The 22626-nt window shown below is 34.4% G+C and carries 24 protein-coding genes, 2 tRNA genes and 1 pseudogene; 16 read left to right on the forward strand and 11 right to left on the reverse strand.

What is annotated here, in order from left to right; all coding sequences use genetic code 11:
* Positions 1 to 164, reverse strand: a pseudogene (locus tag QWY88_RS08795) (ammonium transporter); the annotation flags it as partial.
* A 201-nt stretch (positions 165 to 365) separates the two neighbouring features.
* Between QWY88_RS08795 and gyrA the strand changes: the two are divergent.
* From gyrA to QWY88_RS08835, 8 genes are read left to right on the forward strand one after another with little or no spacing between them, the layout of a single operon-like run.
* Entirely contained in the window at positions 366 to 2852 is a 2487-nt protein-coding gene (gyrA, locus tag QWY88_RS08800; RefSeq protein ID WP_304546025.1) for a DNA gyrase subunit A, read from the forward strand.
* Positions 2853 to 2911: 59 nt separating this feature from the next.
* Positions 2912 to 3475: an LPP20 family lipoprotein gene (locus QWY88_RS08805; protein WP_304546026.1), complete on the forward strand. Its 564-nt coding sequence runs from the start codon at positions 2912 to 2914 to the stop codon at positions 3473 to 3475.
* Positions 3424 to 3834 (forward strand): hypothetical protein, encoded by a 411-nt coding sequence (locus tag QWY88_RS08810; RefSeq protein WP_304546027.1) that lies wholly within the window; start codon positions 3424 to 3426, stop codon positions 3832 to 3834. Before QWY88_RS08805 ends, QWY88_RS08810 begins: the two co-directional genes overlap by 52 nt.
* A 20-nt stretch (positions 3835 to 3854) precedes the next feature.
* On the forward strand, positions 3855 to 4997 hold the full coding sequence (locus QWY88_RS08815; protein ID WP_304546028.1) for a sigma-54-dependent transcriptional regulator: 1143 nt from the start codon (positions 3855 to 3857) through the stop codon (positions 4995 to 4997).
* Between the two features lie 8 nt (positions 4998 to 5005).
* Entirely contained in the window at positions 5006 to 6034 is a 1029-nt protein-coding gene (locus QWY88_RS08820) for an aspartate-semialdehyde dehydrogenase (protein ID WP_304546029.1), read from the forward strand.
* 1 nt (position 6035) lies between these two features.
* Entirely contained in the window at positions 6036 to 6551 is a 516-nt protein-coding gene (locus QWY88_RS08825; protein ID WP_304546030.1) for a YqhA family protein, read from the forward strand.
* Between the two features lie 50 nt (positions 6552 to 6601).
* Positions 6602 to 7636, forward strand: coding sequence for a uroporphyrinogen decarboxylase (gene hemE / locus QWY88_RS08830; RefSeq protein ID WP_304546031.1), 1035 nt, complete (start codon positions 6602 to 6604; stop codon positions 7634 to 7636).
* Positions 7605 to 8564, forward strand: coding sequence for a radical SAM protein (locus tag QWY88_RS08835; RefSeq protein WP_304546032.1), 960 nt, complete (start codon positions 7605 to 7607; stop codon positions 8562 to 8564). The genes hemE and QWY88_RS08835 overlap by 32 nt, the downstream gene beginning before the upstream one ends.
* A gap of 2 nt (positions 8565 to 8566) precedes the next feature.
* On the opposite strand, the gene QWY88_RS08840 is transcribed toward QWY88_RS08835, so the two are convergent.
* From QWY88_RS08840 to QWY88_RS08850, 3 genes are all read right to left on the reverse strand, one after another.
* Positions 8567 to 9430 carry a PDC sensor domain-containing protein gene (locus QWY88_RS08840; protein WP_304546033.1) on the reverse strand — a complete coding sequence of 288 codons (864 nt, stop codon included), beginning with the start codon at positions 9428 to 9430 and terminating at the stop codon, positions 8567 to 8569.
* A gap of 17 nt (positions 9431 to 9447) precedes the next feature.
* The gene (locus tag QWY88_RS08845; protein ID WP_304546034.1) at positions 9448 to 9981 is read right to left on the reverse strand and encodes a hypothetical protein; all 534 of its coding nucleotides are present in this window, start codon (positions 9979 to 9981) and stop codon (positions 9448 to 9450) included.
* Between the two features lie 164 nt (positions 9982 to 10145).
* On the reverse strand, positions 10146 to 10412 hold the full coding sequence (locus tag QWY88_RS08850) for a hypothetical protein (RefSeq protein WP_304546035.1): 267 nt from the start codon (positions 10410 to 10412) through the stop codon (positions 10146 to 10148).
* A gap of 197 nt (positions 10413 to 10609) precedes the next feature.
* Here QWY88_RS08850 and QWY88_RS08855 point away from each other — a divergent pair, with 197 nt between their 5' ends.
* A complete protein-coding gene (locus QWY88_RS08855; protein ID WP_304546036.1) occupies positions 10610 to 10933 on the forward strand; it encodes a hypothetical protein in 324 nt (107 codons plus the stop codon).
* A 38-nt stretch (positions 10934 to 10971) separates the two neighbouring features.
* Here QWY88_RS08855 and QWY88_RS08860 read toward each other — a convergent pair whose 3' ends face one another.
* The 3 genes from QWY88_RS08860 to QWY88_RS08870 form a co-directional block, all read right to left on the reverse strand.
* Positions 10972 to 12198: a hypothetical protein gene (locus QWY88_RS08860; protein ID WP_304546037.1), complete on the reverse strand. Its 1227-nt coding sequence runs from the start codon at positions 12196 to 12198 to the stop codon at positions 10972 to 10974.
* 195 nt (positions 12199 to 12393) lie between these two features.
* Positions 12394 to 12468, reverse strand: a tRNA-Asn gene (locus QWY88_RS08865).
* A gap of 25 nt (positions 12469 to 12493) precedes the next feature.
* A tRNA-Met gene (locus tag QWY88_RS08870) sits at positions 12494 to 12570 on the reverse strand.
* A gap of 207 nt (positions 12571 to 12777) precedes the next feature.
* On the opposite strand from QWY88_RS08870, the gene groES reads away from it, so the two are divergent.
* The 4 genes from groES to QWY88_RS08890 all read left to right on the forward strand — a co-directional run bounded on the left by groES (position 12778) and on the right by QWY88_RS08890 (position 16333).
* Entirely contained in the window at positions 12778 to 13038 is a 261-nt protein-coding gene (gene groES / locus QWY88_RS08875; RefSeq protein ID WP_304546038.1) for a co-chaperone GroES, read from the forward strand.
* 36 nt (positions 13039 to 13074) lie between these two features.
* The gene (gene groL / locus QWY88_RS08880) at positions 13075 to 14712 is read left to right on the forward strand and encodes a chaperonin GroEL (protein WP_304546039.1); all 1638 of its coding nucleotides are present in this window, start codon (positions 13075 to 13077) and stop codon (positions 14710 to 14712) included.
* Positions 14713 to 14858: 146 nt separating this feature from the next.
* The gene (locus QWY88_RS08885; protein ID WP_304546040.1) at positions 14859 to 15524 is read left to right on the forward strand and encodes a nitroreductase; all 666 of its coding nucleotides are present in this window, start codon (positions 14859 to 14861) and stop codon (positions 15522 to 15524) included.
* A 62-nt stretch (positions 15525 to 15586) separates the two neighbouring features.
* The gene (locus QWY88_RS08890; protein ID WP_304546041.1) at positions 15587 to 16333 is read left to right on the forward strand and encodes a glutamine amidotransferase; all 747 of its coding nucleotides are present in this window, start codon (positions 15587 to 15589) and stop codon (positions 16331 to 16333) included.
* 5 nt (positions 16334 to 16338) lie between these two features.
* Here QWY88_RS08890 and QWY88_RS08895 read toward each other — a convergent pair whose 3' ends face one another.
* On the reverse strand, positions 16339 to 17628 hold the full coding sequence (locus QWY88_RS08895; RefSeq protein WP_304546042.1) for a GGDEF domain-containing protein: 1290 nt from the start codon (positions 17626 to 17628) through the stop codon (positions 16339 to 16341).
* A gap of 93 nt (positions 17629 to 17721) precedes the next feature.
* Between QWY88_RS08895 and QWY88_RS08900 the strand changes: the two genes are divergently transcribed.
* Genes QWY88_RS08900 through QWY88_RS08910 form a run of 3 tightly spaced genes read left to right on the forward strand, consistent with a single transcriptional unit; the run spans position 17722 to position 20283 of the window.
* Positions 17722 to 19449 carry a sensor domain-containing diguanylate cyclase gene (locus tag QWY88_RS08900; RefSeq protein WP_304546043.1) on the forward strand — a complete coding sequence of 576 codons (1728 nt, stop codon included), beginning with the start codon at positions 17722 to 17724 and terminating at the stop codon, positions 19447 to 19449.
* A 37-nt stretch (positions 19450 to 19486) separates the two neighbouring features.
* On the forward strand, positions 19487 to 20035 hold the full coding sequence (locus QWY88_RS08905; RefSeq protein WP_304546044.1) for a YceI family protein: 549 nt from the start codon (positions 19487 to 19489) through the stop codon (positions 20033 to 20035).
* Positions 20032 to 20283, forward strand: coding sequence for a hypothetical protein (locus QWY88_RS08910; RefSeq protein ID WP_304546045.1), 252 nt, complete (start codon positions 20032 to 20034; stop codon positions 20281 to 20283). Before QWY88_RS08905 ends, QWY88_RS08910 begins: the two co-directional genes overlap by 4 nt.
* On the opposite strand, the gene QWY88_RS08915 is transcribed toward QWY88_RS08910, so the two are convergent.
* From QWY88_RS08915 to exbB, 3 genes are read right to left on the reverse strand one after another with little or no spacing between them, the layout of a single operon-like run.
* Positions 20258 to 21766, reverse strand: coding sequence for a hypothetical protein (locus QWY88_RS08915; protein WP_304546046.1), 1509 nt, complete (start codon positions 21764 to 21766; stop codon positions 20258 to 20260). The genes QWY88_RS08910 and QWY88_RS08915 overlap by 26 nt on opposite strands.
* Positions 21767 to 21776: 10 nt before the next feature.
* Positions 21777 to 22172 carry a TonB system transport protein ExbD gene (gene exbD, locus QWY88_RS08920; RefSeq protein ID WP_304546047.1) on the reverse strand — a complete coding sequence of 132 codons (396 nt, stop codon included), beginning with the start codon at positions 22170 to 22172 and terminating at the stop codon, positions 21777 to 21779.
* Position 22173: 1 nt separating this feature from the next.
* The gene (gene exbB / locus QWY88_RS08925) at positions 22174 to 22626 is read right to left on the reverse strand and encodes a TonB-system energizer ExbB (protein ID WP_304546048.1); all 453 of its coding nucleotides are present in this window, start codon (positions 22624 to 22626) and stop codon (positions 22174 to 22176) included.

A 22626-nucleotide genomic window follows, 5' to 3' on the forward strand; every position in this document is an offset into this window, starting at 1 on the left:
CTTCTTGTCATACCTGCATAAAAAAGCGCCAACCCTGCCGGTGTCATTAGTAATACTAATGCAGCTGATACCATCATCCACGCTGTATCACCTGTATCTAACTTGTCTTCAGCTAATGCTAAAGTCGGTAACGCGAGTAACATCGCAACTATCCATCTCTTCATGTTAATCCTTTTTTGAATATTTCTGCTCAAATTATAATATAAACTTTTCATCAGTTGTTCAACTAATTGCCTAATTTTTAATCAATCAGAACATTGCCATATACATAGTGTAAATTAGATAGTTTTTTTATGGTTTAAACATTATCTTAAGAGATATTTAGGTATCATCTACCAAATTTAATTTTTATATTAGGGTGTTATATGGGTGATTTGCTAAATAATGAAGAGATACAAACTATAAATATTGAAGAGACACTTCAAAATAGTTATCTTGACTATTCGATGAGTGTTATCGTCGGTCGTGCGTTACCAGATGTAAGAGATGGTTTAAAACCGGTTCATAGACGTATACTATATGCGATGGACAAACTAAACCTCTCTTTTGGTTCAAAGTATAAAAAATCTGCACGTATCGTCGGGGATGTTATCGGTCAGTACCACCCGCATGGTGATACAGCAGTTTACGATGCTCTTGTTCGTATGGCTCAAGACTTCTCAATGAGAATGGAACTTGTTGACGGACAAGGTAACTTCGGTTCAGTTGACGGTGATAGTGCGGCAGCAATGCGTTATACGGAAGCACGTATGACAAAGTATGCAGGAGAGCTGTTAAAAGATCTTGATAAAAACACTGTAAATATGATCGATAACTACGATGCTACAACAAAAGAACCAGATGTAATGCCTACTCGTGTACCAAACTTACTTATTAACGGTTCGAGCGGTATCGCAGTTGGTATGGCTACAAACATACCTCCACATAACCCAACTGAAGTGATGAATGCACTCAAAGCCGTTTTAGCAAATCCAAAAATTTCATTAAACGAATTAATGGAATATATCCCGGCACCAGACTTTCCAACGGGTGGTATCATTTTCGGTAAAAAAGGTATTGTAGAAGCATACGAAAGTGGTCGTGGCCGTATCAAGATTCGTGCGAAAACACATATCGAGCAAAAAGGTAAAAAAGAGATCATCATTATTGATGAACTTCCTTACCAAGTAAATAAAGCACGTTTAATCGAAAATGTTGCAAACTTAGTAAAAGACAAACTAATCGACGGTGTAAGTGAGATTCGTGATGAATCAGACCGTGATGGTATGCGTGTCGTAATCGAGCTGAAAAAAGATGCAATGAGCGAGATCGTTCTTAACAACCTTTTCAAACAAACTGCTATGCAAGTAACGTTTGGTATCATTATGCTATCTATATTAAATCAAGAACCTCGTATCTTTGGTTTAATTGATATCTTAAAACACTTTATCAATCACCGTAAAACAATTATTATTCGTCGTACAATCTTTGATCTTGAAAAAGCAAAAGCACGTGCACACATCTTAGAGGGTCTCAAAAAAGCGATCGACATCATTGATGATGTTATCCGTGTTATTCGTGCATCAAATACGGAAGAGTTAGCAAAAGAGAATCTTGTAAGCGAATTTGACTTCTCTGAAATTCAAGCAGCAAGTATCGTTGCTATGAGACTTGGTCGTCTAACTGGTTTAGAGATCGAGAAAATTGAGAATGAACTTCAAGAGTTAATGAAACTGATCGAATACCTAGAATCAATCTTAAAAAGCGAAGAGGTTCTTCACGGTATTATCGATGAAGAGTTTGATGAAATTTTAGAAACATACTCTGGAAAAAGAAAAACAGATATTGAAGATGATTATGATGATATCGATATCGAAGACTTAATTCCAAATGAGCCTATGGTTGTAACTATTACACACAGAGGTTATATTAAACGTGTACCTTTAGCGAACTATGAGAAACAAAAACGCGGCGGTAAAGGAAAAACTGCTGTAACTACATACGAAGATGACTTTATTGAAAGATTCTTTACATGTAATACACACGATACATTATTATTTGTAACTGACCGCGGTCAACTTCACTGGTTAAAAGTGTATAAAATTCCAGAAGGTACAAGAACAGCTAAAGGTAAAGCAGTTGTTAACCTTCTTCAATTAGTTGCAGACGAGAAGATTCAGTCTATCATCCCTACAACAGACTTTAGCGAAGAGAAATCTTTAGTATTCTTTACTCAAAACGGTATTGTAAAACGTACAAATTTAAGTGAATACAGCAATATTAGAAGTAACGGTGTTAGAGCGATTGTACTTGATGATGACGATTCTCTAATTACTGCAAAAATTGCAGAGCCTGAAACTAAATACCTCTTCATTGTTACAAAACTTGCACAGTGTATCAAGTTTGAGATCGAGAAAACTCGTGAACAAGGTAGAAGTACACGTGGTGTTAGAGGTATCAAGTTTAAACATGCGGGTGATGAAGTTGTAGATGCAAACATCATCTCAAGTGATGAACAAGAGATCCTGATTGTAAGTGAAAAAGGTATCGGTAAACGTACTGATGCCGGTGAATATCGTCTGACTAACCGTGGCGGTTCAGGTGTAATTGCTATGAAAATGACGGCAAAAACAGGTAAAAATGTTGTCGGTATTCTAATGGTTGATGAGAGCATGGATATGATGGCACTTACAAAAGCCGGAAAAATGATCCGTGTAGATATGCAAACTATCTCAAAATCAAGCCGTAACACTTCAGGTGTATATATAGTAAAAGGGGATGATGTAGCAAGTATTTCTCGTTGTCCTAAAAAAGAAGAAGATGAAGATGAAGAAGGTACAGAGGAAGAAAACCCAAGTTTAGACTTGGAATAGTTCTTGCTTAAACCTTTACAATAACTCTGAAGAGCATGTCTCTTCAATAAGGATATTTTATGAAATACTCTTTAGTATTACTTGCTTTATTAAGTTTAAATGTTTATGCCGGCTATACACCAAACAGTGTATCTTCTGAGCAACAAGAACCTGTTAAAGTTATTACTACACCTAACGAAACTGTGATTAATGTGAACTACCCGACGGTAGAACAACAACCTGCACCTGTTCAAGAGGCTAGTAAAACTTCAGATAATAAAGAAGAGATGGCAACTGCCGATACTGCAGATAACGAACCTGTTTTAGAAGCTGACAAAGAACTTATTATCAGTGTTGTAGGTCAAGGTGTAGCACCAATAAACACAGTTTCACCTGCACAAGCTTATGCACTTGCAAAACGTGCAGCTGTTGCTGATGCTTACAGACTTATTGCTGAAAAAGTAAAAGGTGTTCGTGTTGATGGTCAAGACTTAATCAAAAACATGATGGTAAAACGTTCAACTGTTAGAACATCAGTTCAAGCAATGGTTAAAAATGCAAATATCGTTGAAACAAATTTTAAAGAGGGTCTATGCGAAGTAGAGATGGAGATCGCTCTATCTTATTCTCAATTTGCGCACTAATTATCTTTAGTTCACTTGCTATTAATGCAAGTGAATATCTTATCTCTTACAGATATGTTGTTAAAGATGCGCTTTTATATAATGAGCATCTTGACGTATCTCCTGCTATGCAAGCGTGCACAGGTCTTCCTCAAAAAAGTATCTTTTTAGACCCACACAATTCAGAAGAACTCAAAACTGTCATTGAAAAAAACAAACAAGAGTTTATAAGTTATCTTCACCAGCTCGGTTTACAAGTACAACACAATGAGAAAACTGCAAACTTTCAAAACTCTTCAACAACAGTACTTACACTAAAAACAACATGCTTCAAAGTCGATTTTAATGATACATTTGTTAGAATTACGCCTTTAAAATAGCTCGTAAAATAGGACCTTTTGTGAAGATAGCAATAGTTGAAGATGATATCAATATGCGTAAATCGTTAGAGATTGCTATGGGTGACTTTAAAGAGTTTGAGATAAAAACCTTTAAAAATGCCAAAGATGCACTCAAAGGCTTAGATGATAGCTTCGATCTCGTTATAACAGATATCAATATGCCGGGTATGGACGGTATAGAGTTTGTTAAAGAACTTGGCGGGAAATTTGAAGTTATTATTATGACCGGTAATGCGACCTTATCTCGTGCTATTGAATCTATTCAGTTAGGTGTAAAGGACTTTTTACTCAAGCCGTTTGATGTAGATACGTTAATTGAAGCTATTAAACGGGAAGAGAAAGTACAAAATGTTAAAAAAACTGTTTCTAAAAAAACTAAAAATGACACAAGCGATTTTTTAGGAGAATCAGAAGCACTTAAAAATATTTTGAAACTTGCCGATAAAGCGAGTAAAACAGATGCCAGTATTTTACTCTTAGGAGAAAGCGGTGTCGGGAAAGAGGTTTTTGCTTCTTATGTGCATAAAAATTCACTAAGAGCAAAGAAACCTTTTGTAGCTATCAATATGGCTGCTATTCCTGAAAACCTTATAGAGAGTGAACTATTCGGCTTCGAAAAAGGTGCTTTTACGGATGCTGTTGAAGCAAAAGCGGGACAATTTGAACTTGCAAACGGCGGGACACTCTTTTTAGATGAGATTGGTGAGATGCCTTACGGAGTTCAAGCAAAACTGCTTCGTGCTCTACAAGAGAAAGAGGTACGTCGTCTTGGTTCATCAAAACCGATCAAGATAGATATTAGAGTCGTTTCTGCGACGAATGCAAACCTAGATGAAAAGATCAAGGGTGGAGAGTTTAGAGAAGATTTATATTATAGATTAAATACAATTCCACTTAATATTCCACCTTTACGAGAGCGTAAAGATGAGATATTAAGCATTGCAGAGATTACATGTGAAAAAAACTGTAAAAAGTATGGGTTTGAAAATAAAACATTTTCAGATGAGGCAAAAAATGAGTTGTTAGAGTATAATTGGCCAGGAAATATTCGTGAGCTTATCTCTGTAATTGAGAGAGCGGTTATACTTAGCGAAACTGATAAAATTCAAAAAGAAGATTTATATTTAGATACAAGAAAGTAGGAGACTTTATGAAAAAATACAATTTAGCGGTAGTTGGTGCAAATGGTGCTGTTGGTGAAGAGGTATTAAGAATCTTAGAAGAGATCGATTTTCCTTTAAATAAACTTGTTCCACTAGCAAGTAGTAGAAGTGCAGGTAATACTGTTGATTTTAACGGTGAAGATTTAGTAATCAAAGAGTTAACGCACGATATCTTTGAACAAGAGGATGTTGAGATCGCTATCTTTAGTGCAGGTGGAGGCGTAAGTGCCGAGTATGCACCATCAGCTGTAAAAGCAGGTGCTGTAGTGATCGACAATACATCTCACTTTAGAATGGATCCAAATGTTCCTTTAGTTGTGCCAGAGGTAAACCCTGAAGATATCGCTAAATGGAAAAAAACAGGAATTATTGCTAACCCTAACTGTTCAACTATTCAGATGGTTCAAGCACTTAAACCACTTGATGAAGCTTATGATCTTGTACGTGTTGATGTATCAACTTACCAAGCGACAAGCGGTGCAGGTAAATCTGCTATGGAAGAGCTAGTACAACAGATGCAAGACTTCTTTGCTTTTAAACTTAGTGAGAGTGAGCATAAAGCATTTAACCAGCAAATCGCTTTAAACGTAATCCCGCAAATTGATAAATTTATGGAGAACGGTTACACAAAAGAAGAGATGAAAATGGTTAATGAAACAACTAAAATCATGCATAAAGAGATAGCGCTGAGTGCTACTTGTGTTCGTGTACCTGTTCTTCGTGGACACTCTGAGACATTAACACTTACATTTGACAGCGAAGTAAACGCTAATGAAGCTAGAGATATCCTTTCTAAAGCTCCAAACATCGTTATCTTAGATGATCCAAGTGCAGCTGTATATCCAATGCCGAAAGATTGTGTTGATCGTAATGAAACTTTTGTTGGGCGTATCAGAGAAGATGTATACTCAAACAATATGTTACATATGTTTGTTGTTGCTGATAACTTAAGAGTTGGTGCTGCGACAAATGCAGTAAGAATTGCTCAAAAATTTATAGAGATGCAAGAGGCTTAAAATGTTTGAAAAAATATTTGAAAACGGACTTTGGGGTTCAAGATTTATCGTTTTACTTGCGGTAATCTTTGGTCTACTTGGTGCTATAGCTCTATTTGCTGTTGCATCATTTGATATTTATGAAACTGTTAAACTGGTTATAAATACATATATAAACCACCTTCACCCTGAACATTTCCACGATTTAGTAGTGGGTGGCATTATCGGTGCAGTTGATCTTTACCTAATCGGTATAGTAATGCTACTGTTCTCTTTTGGTTTATATGAGCTGTTTATCTCAGATATTGACATTGCCAGAGAGGATGACGAAGAGAATAAAATTCTTTCAATCCACTCTCTTGATCAACTAAAAGATAAAATTTCTAAAGTTATTGTTATGGTTTTAGTAGTTGGTTTTTTCCAAAAAGTTGGGCTTACAAGTTACACTTCACCATTAGAACTTTTATATTTAGCCCTTTCTATTACTGCTGTTGCTGTTGGTTTATACTTTTTAAGTAAAGTTGGGCATCATCATTAGTATTAAAAGTACTAATAGACAATTAATTTGATTTATACACAAGGAAAAAAATGAGTAAGATATTTGTAGATGCATGTTTTGGAAAAGAAACACCTTATACACCGGTTTGGATGATGAGACAAGCTGGTCGTTATCTACCGGAATATATGGAAGTAAGAGCAAAAGCCGGAAATTTCTTAAACCTTTGCCACAATCCTGAGATGGCATGTGAAGTTACACTACAACCAGTTGACATCCTAGATGTAGATGCTGCTATTTTATTTAGCGATATCTTAGTTATTCCGGATGAGATGGGGATGGATTTATCATTTGTAAAAGGTGAAGGTCCTAAGTTTTCTGATCCTATTACTTGTGAAGCTGATCTAGACAGACTTATCGGCGGTGAAGAAGCTGCATCAAAACTTACTTATGTGTATGAAACAATTGAGCTAATTAAAACAAAACTAGCTGACGATAAAGCACTAATCGGTTTTACAGGTGCACCTTGGACACTTGCTACGTATATGATCGAAGGACAAGGGACAAAAACATACAACATCTGTAAAAAAATGATGTACTCTAACCCTGATCTATTACACAAAATCCTTAGAAAAGTTACAGACGTTGTAAAAATCTACATGGAAAAACAGATTGAAGCTGGTGTTGACGTTGTTCAAGTATTTGATTCTTGGGCTGCTGCAATTGAGCCGGGTATGTACGATGAATTCTCTTGGAAATATATGGTTGAAATTTCAGAATATTTAAAAGAGAAATACCCACACATTCCAGTAATTTTATTCCCTAAAGGGATTCCTGCATTCTTAGATAAAGTGTACGGAAACTTTGATGTATTCGGTGTAGACTGGTCAACACCAATGAAATTTGCAAAAGAGCGTTTAGGTGATAAATATGTTCTTCAAGGAAATATGGAACCGTGTCGTCTTTACTCAAAAGAAGCAACAACAAAATGTGTAGAAGTTATTCAAGAAACTATGCAGGGAAAACGCCATATCTTCAACTTAGGGCATGGTATCCTTCCTGATGTTCCTGTAGAGAATGCTAAACACTTCATCAATGAGTGTCACAGAGTCAGTGGAAAAAAATAATATAATCTTCGGTCCAATCAACTCACGCCGTTTCGGCATGAGTTTGGGCATCGATCTCTCCCCTTCCCATAAACAATGTAATTTTGACTGTTTATATTGTGAACTTGCACCTGCGGCAACCGTTGATCACCAATCGAAAACTATTTCAGTAGATGAAATTATTTCACAACTAAAACAACATCTTAACGATAAAATAGATGTGATCACACTTACTGCAAACGGAGAGCCGACACTCTACCCTTACCTCGATCAGCTCATCGATGAGATAAATAAGATCAAAGGTTCTACACAAACCCTTATACTTACAAACAGTGCGATGCTTACAGATGAAAAAGTGTATGCCTCACTGCTAAAACTTGACCAGGTAAAACTCTCTTTAGATGCGATTACACCTGAAGTATTTAAAAAGATAGACAGACCGCACCACAATATAAACATTGATGCACTTGTCTCAAAGGTACAACAGTTTTCAAAAGAGTACACAGGCAAGCTTTTTATTGAGATTCTCTTTGTACATGGTTTAAATGACTCAAAAGAGGAAGTCGCTAAACTTAACGATGTTCTTTTGTCTATAGATGCTTTTAGAATAGACCTTGGCACAATTGACAGACCACCGGCCTACCCTGTAATGGGAATTAGTTATAAAGAGCTTTATGAGCTTTCTCATCTTTTTGACAGCTCATTGCCTATCCATATAGCTTCACGTGTACATGCAGAAGCAAACAATAGTCACTATAGTGATGATGAGATCATAAATACCTTAGATAAACGCCCGCTCACTATGAGTGATATTGAACTACTATTTGATGAAGATTCTAGAAAAAGACTTGAAAAACTTTTAGAAGAGGATAAACTTTCTATTAAAAAACTAGACAATCTTGAATTTATCATCCCCTCTGAGAACAGTAAACGAAAAAGAGTTAAATAACTCTATCTCGTTACTTTTCTCGTAAAGAAAATAAATAATCCCAACGCAAGTACTAAAATAGATACACCTGCGATCAGATAGACTGCATAAAGCATTTGCGAGTAGTCGTGCAATGCGATTTTAAATACAACCATCAATGACTCAATCAATAACGCAATAATAATCGTAATTGAGAATTTCGTAAATACTTTGTACTCCAACTTGGAGTTTTTAGAATAACTTTTAAATACAACTTCTTGCTCTAAGATCGTTTTGGAGAGGTCAAAAATAGCCAGTCCTAACGTTAAAGCGATTATTGGTTTAAAAATAGATTCTATCGATACCCCATCTTTAAAAAACAGTGAATGTCCAAGTTCGTAAATACTGTATCCAAGTGTAAATACAGCAAGGAGGATCATTAAGTTTGCCGTTACAAAATAAAAACTTTTACTTACAAAGTTAAACTCTCTATGCAGCTCGATCAACCCTAGTCTATCGAGTAAAGCAGTTAAAGTAAAGTCCATAAAATATATTTTATCCGCTTCCTCTTTTACAACTGTGATACAAGTTTTTCCCGTAGCACTGCTAATGTAAGGTTTTGAAATTGAGATATCGCTGTTATTTAATCTTATTTTTTTCATTAAATAACTTCTATCTCTCCCTTTTGGCAAAGAGCTAGTTTTATCTCTGTAAATATTATCTGAAATTTGTACTAATGTATCATTATCGCATATATATACCAACTCTAAAGATGGGAATACTTTAAAAAGGTTTTCAAACTTTTTTTCCTCTCTCTTTGAAAGTTCTCCTAAATTGTAGATTGTTTCTGTTAAAAATTTCTCAATATCATCTACATTAGCGTTATATGTTTCCATAAACTCTTGCATGTTCATCCTTTACTTCTTTAATGTGAGCGTGGTCCATGATAATAATCATCACCACTTTCTTCTGGAACTGTACTTATCTCTTCTTCTTCAAATACTCGTACCATCTCATGCTTGGGATCTCCTAATGCTAACAGTTGTCTCTCTAATACTCCAAATTTGTTTTTAAATTTATCTGACAACTCAACAAGATCTTCATAACAACGAGAAGCCAGTTCCATTTCATATTTACTGGCATTTGATTTGAATCCTAAAAAAGCTTTCAATGTACTCTGTTCTTTAGCGAAATAGATAGAATAAATTTTTGTATAAATATCATACATTTCATCTAATAATTCTTCCATCTCTTCTAAAACATTTTTGCTATTGAACTGTGCAAATTGTTTTGCTTCGTTATAAAACCATTGTCCTAAATCTGAATCTTGAGCGAGTGGTGTTAGGTATTTTTTATCTACACTAACCCCTGATACAAGCAACTTAACGCTATTTACCCATTTTAAGTGTGCAGTACGAGCTTTATAGAGTCTGCACATGTTCTTTTCTTTTGTATTCACGCTAAATCCTTTATTAAGATTTTTTGCATTATACACCGAAAGGATTTTTTTTTGTTCTATTGATGGCTTATTTTTTAATCACTGATAGCAAGTTTATGTAGGAGTATTTCTACTAAATTTAAGTATTTATGAGAAGGCAGTAAAGGAAATATTTATCTCTTTTACTAGTCTTTTTTCAGTTTAAATAGACTGGGATCTTCAACACCTATGTATATTACATGTCCCCCGCTCGTACCTGCTGAGATATCAAAATCGGTTTTGTATTTTAGATCGATATTTTTTAAAAACTCTTCCATAGCTTCTAAGGTCTCTTTATTTCTTGTAGTTATTTTTAAAACATTATCACCTTCATATCCTAGAAAAGTTTCAAGATAATCTATATCAAGTTCAATAGCGTACTTGATAAGTTGCTTCATTTTTTTTACTATCACTTCGATCCCCTTAACTATAAGCTGTATCTGAAAATTATAGCATTAAATTCTCACGTTGTACTCACATTGGGAAAAAACAATCAGTTCTAAAAACATTGCTATTTGAAATATTATTAAAGGTCTATTTTTATTTTACATATAATTGAGCTTATAAAAAATAAAGTATAAACGTAAGATAAGAAAGGTCAAATCAAATAATGGATGGAAATATAGTGGTAAGTTACAAAGTATTATGCGAGTCAGACATCTATAAAGAGGTATCTCTTAATGAGCTCCTACAAAATGAGAAAGTTCTTAAAGTAATAAAATCGGAGTATGTAAAAGGCGGTAGAAATCTAGATGTTCTTGCAAAAGACGATGCAACGATTAAAATAGAAACACAAAGAGCTGTTCACACATTTGAAGTATCTAAAAACGACTTTGCAGATCTACTGATCTTAGCCGAAGAGGATGCTAAAAATAGAAAACTGTTTAAAAAAGAGTGCGAGCGGGTTGAACTCGTGGATATTCAAACAGTATAAAATAAATATATATGTTCCAAAGAGGAATACTCTTTGGATTAAAAGGCAATCATTGCCATAAAAAGCAGATCTTTATTTAGGTCTTTAACTGAATCATCTGGATAATCAGTTAGAGAATATTCTAACATGAAACGGATATTTTGTGCATAATTATATTCTGCACCTAGAGTAATACCCCTTTCATCATTCACTGCATTATTATTATCATTTAATGACAGGTAAGCCAGTTTAGCACCAAAACGTTCTATTGGATTGAGCTGTGCCCCTATAGAAAAGCCTGTTTTATCTTGTTTTAGAAGATCTTTATCTGTATACGTATTTTTTAATACGATTCCACCAGTAACCATCAAAGAGATTCCCGAGACTGTTCCGTCAAGTTGCAAGTCTAAACCACTCGATACACGGTCTAGAGCATCTACATCATCAGCTTTTTCTTTACCCGTAGCAGTACGGTTTACATCAGAAACATCACCACCTATATAGTAGCCACCAATTGCTGCATCAAACGCTCCTATATTCATATTATAAGCTGCACGAGCAAGAAGTTTATAATGTCCATTTGTTTTAATACTATTTCCCATAACCGGTACATAGCCTCCTATGGTGGCATAAATTCCATTTCCATAATAATAAACTTGTCCACCAGTAGCTGCACCATCACCTATACCAAGTAATTGAAAGATATTTGCTTTTTTTCTATTTTCAAATTGTCGAATTGGACGGTATAAGCCTGTAGTGTAAATTTCAGTACCAGAAAAAGCTCCCAGTGCATCAGTCATATAAATAGTAGCACCCAGACGACCGACAGAAAATTCATCAGTAAATGCGATTTTTCCTCCTAAAAGTCCTTCGCCAAATTCCATAGAAGTACCAACATGTTCAGCAATTTTTCCACCTAAAACAATTGCTGATTCATCAAAAACCTCTGTAAATGAACTAGTAGTAGAAGCTGTTTTTTGATGATGGAATCTTGCTTTAATGATAAATCCCATATTAAGCGTAGCTGGAATATTCAATCCACCACGACTACTTCCGGTAACTTCTTTCACGCCTCCTATCATAGTAAAACCGGACATTTTAAACTCGCGTCCAAATCTATTTAATTTTGGAATGTTTTGAGAATGACATGTTACACAATTAGTATCCATTTGTCTTGCAAATGCTGGTGTGGCTTCTGCATTTGTAACACAAATTAAAAAAGGTAACGAAGTTAGTAAGATACGTTTAATGTATTGAACTATCATAATATACTCCTCTTTACTCATAGCAAATCCATCGAATGTATTTCTCTTTGAATTTGTATTTGTATTTCATATATTATAAATAGATTATGTGTAAAGAGTGTGTAGCAAAATATAGCTGTGAAGATAAGTGATATTCATCGAAAAAAGGGCACTATATTGACACTATTAAAAATTAAATAAATTGATTGTTCGTATTTTAGGGATTTATAAAAGAAGTGGCTCCGGATACTGGATTCGAACCAGTGGCCAAGTGATTAACAGTCACCTACTCTACCGCTGAGCTAATCCGGAATGTAAAAAATATTCTTAAGAAAGATGGTGTCAAAGGGGGGACTTGAACCCCCGACCCCCGGCTTATGAGACCAGTGCTCTAACCAGCTGAGCTACCTTGACATCTCTTAAGAGGCCGAAATTATATACAAGCACTCCTTAGAGTTTTATAAAATAGAAAAAAAACTTTTATATTTTATAAAAATGCAAACTTATTACAATTCATAGCTAAACAAACTTTAGTCATAGTGACTAAGAGTGTTGACATTGTTACGTTTTTAATGTAATATTTTAACCCTATTTATATACTATTAATATTGAGGAGGATATATGAATTTTAAACCACTAGGTGAAAGAATACTTGTAAAAAGTGTAGCAGAGTCAAACACAACTGCAAGCGGTATTATTATCCCAGACAATGCAAAAGAGAAACCAAACCGTGCGGAAGTTATGGCTATTGGTAGTGAAGTAAAAGAAGTAAACGTAGGTAATACAGTTGTATTTGGTAAATATGCAGGTACTGAGTTAGCTCTAGAGGGGCAAGACTACATCGTATTAGAACTTTCAGATGTTCTAGGTGTAATTTCATAATTTATTAAAATCTTACAAATATAACAAGGAATAAAAATGTCAAAAGAGATAATTTTTTCAGATAATGCAAGAAATGCTTTAGCTCGCGGTGTTGAGAAATTAACAGACGCAGTAAAAGTAACTATGGGACCACGTGGTCGTAACGTACTTATTCAAAAGTCTTACGGTAGCCCGGTTATCACAAAAGACGGTGTATCTGTAGCTCGTGAAATTGAATTAAGCGACAAACTAGAAGATATGGGTGCACAACTTGTTAAAGAGGTATCTAGTAACACTGCTGATGAAGCTGGTGACGGTACAACTACTGCAACAGTTTTAGCAAACTCTATCTTTAAAGAGGGTCTTAGAAATATCACGGCAGGTGCAAACCCTGTTGAAGTAAAACGTGGTATGGATAAAGCGTGTGAAGCGATTTTAGAAAAGCTAAAAGAGAGTTCTAAAACTATTAAAGACAAAAGCGAGATCGCACAAGTTGCAACTATCTCTGCTAATTCTGATCATGAGATCGGTGATATGATCGCTGAAGCTATGGAAAAAGTTGGTCAAGACGGTGTTATCACTGTTGAAGAAGCAAAAGGTATCGTTGATGAGTTAGATGTTGTTGAGGGTATGCAGTTTGACCGTGGTTACCTTTCACCATATTTCATCACAAATACTGAAAAAATGACTGCAGAGATTGAAAATCCTTGGATCTTACTAGTTGACAGCAAGATCACATCTTTAAAAGATCTTTTACCGGTACTAGAGCAAGTGCAAAAAACTTCTCGTCCACTTCTTATTATCGCTGAAGATGTAGAGGGTGAAGCACTTTCAACGTTAGTTGTAAACAAACTTCGCGGCGTACTTAACATCTCTGCAGTAAAAGCTCCGGGATTCGGTGACAGAAGAAAAGCGATGCTTCAAGATATCGCAATTTTAACTGCGGGAACAGTTATCTCTGAAGAGACTGGTCTTACTCTAGAAGGTACTAACATTCAAATGCTTGGTCAAGCTGCTCGTGTAGTAATTGACAAAGACAATACTGTAATCGTAAACGGTGCTGGAACTGAAGATATGGTACAAGCAAGAATTACTGAGATCAGAACACTTATTGAAAACACAACAAGTGAATATGATAAAGAGAAACTTCAAGAAAGACTTGCAAAACTTGCAGGCGGTGTAGCAGTTATCAAAGTTGGTGCTGCAACTGAAACTGAAATGAAAGAGAAAAAAGACAGAGTTGACGATGCACTTTCAGCTACAAAAGCTGCTGTTGAAGAGGGTATCGTTATCGGTGGTGGTGCTGCATTAGTACGTGCTGCTGCTAAAGTTAACCTTGATCTAACAGGCGATCAGAAGATCGGTGCAGAGATCATCTTAAGAGCTGTAAAAGCTCCTGTAAAACAGATCTCAATCAATGCCGGTTATGATGCAGGTGTAGTTGTAAACACTATTGAAAACTCTGACAACGAGAACCTAGGTTTCAATGCTGCAACTGGTGAATATGTAGATATGTTTGAAGCGGGAATCATCGATCCGTTAAAAGTTGAAAGAGTTGCTTTAACAAATGCAACTTCTGCAGCTTCACTTTTACTAACTACAGAAGCGGCAATCTTTGAAATTCCAAAAGATGAGCCTGCTGCTGATATGAGCGGTGGAATGCCTCCACAAATGGGTATGCCGGGAATGATGTAATCATTCTGCAACAACCCCTACTTACCGTATCTCATTAGGAGATACGGTTTTTTCCCTCCTAATTTTTTACTCACCTTAAACCTTTATGCTTTGTTTATGCTATATCAATCTTATATAATATTACAACTACTGTTAAAGGAAATATTTTGAGTGTAATAGATATTTTAAAACAAAGAAAATCGGTTAGAGCATTTTTAAATAAAGATGTTGAAAAAGAAAAAATTATTAAAATTTTAGAATCTGCCAAAATGTCACCATCGGGTGTAAACATGCAACCTTTTAATGTGTGCGTAGTAAGCGGAGAAAAAAAAGTTGCCCTAGAAAACAAAATGTTAGAAGCATTTGATAATAATCATAAAGAGGATATGGATTATCAATACTATCCTTTAGAGTGGAGAGAACCCTATAAAAGCAGACGTAAAGATATGGGGCTGCTGATGTATAAAACTCTAGGCATAAAAAGAGAAGATAAAGAAAAACAACTTCAACAGTGGAGAGAAAACTACAAAGCTTTTGGAGCGCCAACTGTTCTTTACTTTTTCATTGACTCTGTTTTGGAAAAAGGTTCTTATTTAGACTATGGGATGTTTTTACAATCCGTCATGTTAGCAGCGACCGAATTAGGTTTAGGGAGCTGTCCTATGGCTTCCCTAGCGGAATACCCTTCTATTGTAAAAAAAGAGCTAGATATTGATAAAGACAAAGTTTTACTATGTGGAATCGCCTTAGGATATGAAGATAAAAATGCGCCGGTTAATAGTTTTAAAACGCAAAGAGTACCATTAGAAGAGTTTGCTACATTTTATGAATAAGGACTAAAACAGTTTAATTGCATTGGTTAAAAAAGGTACAAAAAATAGAGTTATAAAACTCTATGTTTTTATATAATAATCCAATGAAATATCTATACATTTTAAAAGTGGGAGAAACTTTTCCACAAACAAAACAAAAATATAATGATTTTGATACATGGATATCAAGATTTTTAAAAAAGTCAAAAAACAGAATAAAGACCATAAATATTCTAGAAAATGAAAAACTGCCAAATTTAAAGAGTGCAAGAGGATTTATTATCACAGGTTCACACTCTATGGTAACTCAAGAACTCCCTTGGAGTATAAAGCTTGAAAAATATATAAAAAGTATTTCAAAAAGAGAGATACCTCTTTTAGGAATTTGCTATGGACATCAACTTATAGCAAAAGCATTAGGAGGGAAAAGTGATTTTAACAAGAATGGCAAGGAGATCGGGGTTGTAAAAATAAATACCCTTCAAAAAAATTATAATGATCCAATTCTAAAAGCTCTTCCAAAAAAATTCTATGCATATGAAACACACTATCAAACTGTAGTAAAGCTTCCCTATAATGCGAAGGTATTGGGAAAAAATAAAAAAGAAAACCATCAAATAGTAAGGTTTCACACGAACGTTTGGGGTGTACAGTTTCATCCTGAATTCGATAAAAACATTATGAAAGAGTATATTCTTAACCAAAAAGATGACCTAAAAAAACTAGGGTTCAATATAAACAAATTATTAAACGATTTACGTAGTTGTGATGTTAGTAGCAGGATTTTAAAGAACTTCGAGAAGATTACTCAAAATTCTTTAAAACAGTAGAGTATCTAGATACAGATTTGATTTTTCCCTTTATTCTTTGCAGCATAGAGTTTACTGTCGACACTGTTTAAAAGCATTTCTAAACTTTCTTCTTTAGTGTTCTTTAGTTGGCTAATTCCGATACTGACACTTACACTAAATGAGACCTCATCATTAAAAATAAATTGATAAGAGGAGAAATCTGCTTTAATCTTTTCACAGACGTTTTTCGATGCTTCTTTTGTAGCGTCCTTCAATATGATCGCAAATTCATCTCCACCTATCCTAAACCCCATGTCTGAAGCACGTATATTGTTCCTAATACATTCACCCATCTTTTCTATAACTTTGTCACCGCTATAATGACCAAAAGAGTCATTTACCAGTTTAAAATTATCTAAGTCAATAAATGCAATACTCACCTTCATATCTGTATTTCTTTCTACTAATGCCTTTTCTTTTTTTAGCAATTCATGAAAGATATCTTTTCTAAAAAGTTGTGTTAAAGAATCAAGTTGCATATCTTCTATTACTTGATTTGCATACTCTATCGTTATGGCATTATTCATCATTAACGTTAATTTATATACATTTAACAGTGAAGTGTATAAAGGTAAGATCTCTAAATACTCTTCACGATGTAAAAAATAAAAAAGGTTTTGTGTATTAAGATAGATCCTTTGCTCAAGCTCTTCAAAGAACTTTCTTTTCTCTAAAGTCAAAAACTCTAATTCATCTAACCATTGTTTTATAATAAAGCCATCTTTACTATCAAGCTCAAAATCTACATTTGTTTCAATACTTTCTAATAACTCTTTCAACCATTGAATTTTTCTTAATATTAATTTTTTCGGAAGATAAGTGTTTGTATCTACTATTACCTGTTCAAAGAATGTTTCCAAATCTCGCTTATCTTCATTTAACATTTTATTGAGGTAACCTTTGGCTGTAAAAGCCTTCATCACTTTAAAATACTCAAAGATCTCACGCATTAACTTTTTAGTATTTTTACACCGTTGGGCATTTAATAGGAAGTGTTCCTCTAAAATATCAGTCCCTTTCATAAAGTCTATGTACGGGATACGTAGATCGTAATGGAACTCTCCCAGTTTCACATAGTTTTGTTTTAAGATCTCAACATCTAAAGACAAAGAAGCTAAAAAATGTTTTTTCTGTTTCTCGATTAATGCTAATACCTGCTCATCATTTTCAAAAAAAACTCCCAATCTTACATCATTTAACATGGTGTTATAAAAATCTTCAAATGCCTCGTCTACATAGACTGTTAATTCTTTTAGTAATTGAAATTTACCCATTTATCTCCCTTATACTTACTACTTTATCAAAAGTTTTTTTAATTAAAAATTATACGTTTTGGTTTAAATAATTTTTAGTTATAATCATCCATTATGAAAGTATCTATTTTATTATTAATTTTTTTTACTTCCTTATCAGCACAAATCTCTTTAATCAATGAAAAAGATTGTTATAAAGATTTTCAAATTGAATACTTTTACGATCAGTCAAATACTCTGCAAGTTACAGATCTACAGACTAAACAGTTTAAAAAAACAACAAACAACTTTACATTTGGGTACTTAGACGGTACTACTTGGTTTAAAATTGTTCTTGACAACAACTCTACTCAAGAAGATTTTCTTTTAACTTTTAGTGAAGTTTTATGGAAGTCGTTTAATCTGTACCAATACAAAAACAATAAATGGCAGCTGGATAAAAACGGTTTAGATATTCCACTCGATCAACGTAGTTTCAAGTCCGTATACCCCACTTTTAGATTCCATATCCCTTCAGGTACGAAACAAACCATATATATTCAGGGGCAGACCATTGCCGGACAACTCGGAGAGTTTCAGCTCTGCTCTCAGGAACATTACTTTAGCGAATCAACTTTTGAAACTCTCGATATCTATCTGATCTTTGCATTTAGTTTACTCAGTATCTTTATACTGAACCTTTATAGCTATTTTCTCACTAAAGAGAAAGTATATCTTTACTATGTAGCTTATACATTTGTATTTATTATTTTTAGTGCTATGCAAAGCGGTTTTTATCTTCTTTTGGGATTTAACGGCTGGAACGAAGGGCTTCATGTTGTTGGAACATTTGTCTTAGTTACCCTTATCCTTTTTTCAGATACTTTTTTACACCTCAAAGAACATCTACAGCTTATCCATAAGTTTTTTCAACTATGTATAGGCTTGTTTTTACTGTTTGCTCTGCTTATTTGGAATGATGTACCCTATACAACTTTATCTTTTAACATCTTCTCTATCTTCTTTTTCTCTGCCTTATTCTATGCTACTATTCAGACATACAGAAGAGGTTACGTAGGAGCCAAATACTATCTGATCGCACTCATTATCTACTCGGCGATGATGACACTTATGGTCCTTACTTTCAATGCCTTTTTAGAGTATAATTTTTTAAACCGCCACCTTTTCGTACTCGGTTCATTTATAGAGATTATCTTTTTTACTCTTATCCTAGCCACTAAATATAGAACAATGAGCCAAGAGAAGATTAAAATTCAAGAGGAACTCCTACAGGAAAAAAACAGAAATGAAGAGGAGCTAAAACTAGCAGTTGCAGAGCGTACAACAGAGCTCGAAGATGCAAAAAAAGAGCTGGAGAAACTGGTTGTCACCGACTACCTGACAAAAGCCAAAAATATTAGAGCTTACAGAGAAAAGATAGCCGAGCTTCTTTCACTTTACGATCGACATCAGACACCTTTTTGTATGATTATTTTTGACATAGATAACTTTAAAGTGATAAATGACACATACGGTCATAGAATGGGTGATATCGTCCTAATGGAGTTATCAAGACTTGTAAAAAGCAATATTCGAAAAAATGATTATTTCTATAGAATAGGCGGAGAGGAGTTTGTTTTACTGCTGGATAATACAGCCTTAGATAAAGCAGAAAAGTTTGCACAAAATCTTTTAGATATGGTTGCAACGAAGCTCTCTATCATTAAAGATCAGAAAATAACCATCAGTATCGGTTTAACTGAGGTAAAAGCAAATGATACCGAAGATTCGATCTATAAACGTGCGGATACTTTTCTTTACAAATCAAAGAATAATGGGAAAAATCAAGTTTCATTTGGATGAATATGATACAATACATCAAAAAAATTTGGAGAAATTCATGAAAAAAAATTTACTGCTAGTGGCACTACTGGGGTTATCAACTTCTATCTTTGCTTCTACATGTAAAGTAGACTCTAACTCTTTACAATGGACAGCATTTAAGACACCTGCTAAGGTTGGTGTAAAAGGAACATTTGATAACATCAAACTAAACTATGAAGCATCTACTTCACAGATAGAACTACTTCAATCTAGTAACGTTACTATTGTTACATCAGATGTAAATTCAAACAATCAAGGGCGTGATGCAAAACTTGTAAACAACTTTTTTAACGTTCAAGGGGTAAAAGCTATTGATGCAAAAGTTTTAAAAGTTCATAAAGAAACTGCAGATGTAGAGATATCTATGAACGGTGTTAAAAAAGTTATCTCTATGACGTTAACATCTACTCCTCAGAGTATGAAACTAAACGGTAGTATCGATCTTGCCGACTTTAAAATGCTGCCGTCACTTGAAGCGATTACAAAAGCATGTTATGCACTTCACCAAGGAAAAACTTGGCAGGATGTTACATTAGAATTCACGATCAATACAAGTTGTAAATGATAGAGTTTAAAACAAATCCCTTTGATAGCGGACATATAAAAAACTACATACTGCTTTATGTCAGTATCGTAGTTATTATGGTTTTATTTTTTATTGCCGGTGAACTTTTTATGGAACAAACGACAATAGAAAAAAAAGTTTTTGATTACAATCAGAGTGCTGCGCAGAGTACAACAGCACTTGATCAACAAGAAGAGACAAAAGAGGAGTTTAAACCGAAGTTTAAGCTTTTAGAGAAAGCATTTTAATCTCTTTCACAATACTCTTTTGTCTTTGAAAAATATATTCTGAGATGAGATGCTCATTATTATGGTCTTCATGAAAGTCGCAAATTAGTTTTGCCACCTTCTGCTGACCATCTACAAAGATCCTTTGCACGGATCCTTTTCTTACAATAGTATTTATTATCTTATTCTTTTGCAAGCTCAATTCAAATGTTAAAACTACATCTTTATCATATAACTTATCAAGCGTCTTAGTATACGGAAGTTTGATGGCGACAGAAACTAAGGACAAATCTAGAATAACACCCTTTAATGATGTACCGTCTGCCGATATGTTGATATTTGTCGTTCTCTCACAAATAACACGACCGTGCTTACGTGCATTTACACTTGTTTTCATCAATGTAAAGTGCTCAAACGTAGCTATCCCCTTTTGAATATTGATATGTTTCAATGAAGCTTCTATGGTTTGAGAATAACCTGCGATCTCTATAGTAGTCTGTTTTTGTATAGAGGCAGCTTCTATTTGAAGTTTTTGCAATGATAATTGTATAAACCTGTCATCAACTTTGACAACCGAAGCTTTCGAGTTTATCACAAGCCCTTTGTAGATATTTAACAGCTTTACATCTACTTTATTAAACTTCATAGTATTGAGCATCTGTCGTAAGATATACTCGTCACTTTGATGTTCTGCCAGGTTTTCAATAAAACATATTTGGCTATTTAGCTTGAGATCATTAGAGAGTTGGTTTTTTTCAAGATCTTGCAACATCTCTAAAATGAATTCAAACTCCATCCCTTCAAGGTCAATAGCATACACTTCATGTGAAAGCACTATATTGTGTAATGATGCAAGTTGATTGAGATGGATATTGAGCTCTTTTGCTTTTTGCTTCAGCGTTTCAAACTCTAAACCTTCGTGCATAGCAAGATAAAAATGACCGTTATATTGTGCTAGCTGCAGGCTCTCCTTGAGTATGCTATTTATCTCATTTATGACTACTTTGAGCTGTTTCTCATCAACACTCTTTAATGCTATTGTTATTAAGCCCAATCGCTTAGTTTTAGCAAGAAATTTGTCTTTAAGAAGTTCGATAAATCCAAGTCTTGTTTCTAAAGACTGATCACACTCATCTTGCGATTGATTGTTCTGTTTGGCAATATACTCATAATACTCATCTTTTATTCTATGAATAATTTTTTGAGTATCTTGTTTTTCAGTTATAAGAGACTTACATTGTAACAACAGAGCAAGTTGAAAATGAAGCAGTGTATACTCTTTAGGTACATTAAAATAGACAAGCTTGTGCAGCTCTTTTTCTAGAGTATTTTTGAGTAGAAGAGACAACTCTTTAGTTATATGCTTTAGATCGAGAATATATATCTCTGCAGAGGGGATCTCTTTTGTCGTATCTAGATCGACACTTAGTATTTCAAAGTTTTCCAGCAAATGCTGATAATGCTTTGATGAAATATCTTCATTGTAAATATAACATAACTTCAACATATCTCTTTTAGTCGTTTTTTGTCACTATATACAATTGCTCGTGTCCCAGCTTTTTTAAAATATCCATTACACTCACAAAATCCTGAAACTTAGACTCTTTATCACTTCTTAGTATTACCGTTTGCTCTTTTGAGATAGCTGCTATTTTTTGCTCTAACGTGCCAAGATCAACCTTCTCTTTTTCAAAGAACATTTCACCTTTGTCGTTCACATATACAGTAACCTCTTTTTTCTCCTCTTTTTTCTCAGATGAAGAAGCTTCGGGAAGATTAACAGGGATAACGCCCTGCTTGATAAAAGTAGCAGTTGTTAAAACCATTACCAAAAGAACAAGCATAATATCGATAAATGGGATAACGTTTATCTGATCAAACCTCTTCTGTGTTTTTCTGCACTTAGACATCTTACGCCTCTTGTTGCTCAGTGGCAATGTCGTATCTTGTTAATATCTTTTCAACTTTTCTCAAAGCAATAGTATATGTCACAATAGCCGGAATTGCTACAATAAGTCCCATAGCCGTTGCTTTAAGTGCAAGTGCAAGTCCTGTCATAATTTTCTTTGCATCTACCGCACCTACATCACCCAAAGTATAAAATGTCAGCATAATTCCAAGAACTGTTCCAAGAAGACCGATATACGGAGCATTTGCGCCAATAGCACTTATAACATTGATATTATTCGTCAGATCCATCTCCAACTCATCTCTGTGCTTGTACTCTTCAACTCTTACTGTTTTGTAAAACATCATTCTTTCTATAAACAACCAAAGCGTCACAACACTCATCAGTATTAAAGTACCCATTACCCCGTAATCTATTGCTTGTTCGGCATATGCCATTAAATTTGTTGTTTCCAT

Origin of the sequence: Sulfurimonas sp. hsl 1-7, from assembly GCF_030577135.1 — a bacterium.
Lineage (GTDB): Bacteria > Campylobacterota > Campylobacteria > Campylobacterales > Sulfurimonadaceae > Sulfurimonas > Sulfurimonas microaerophilus.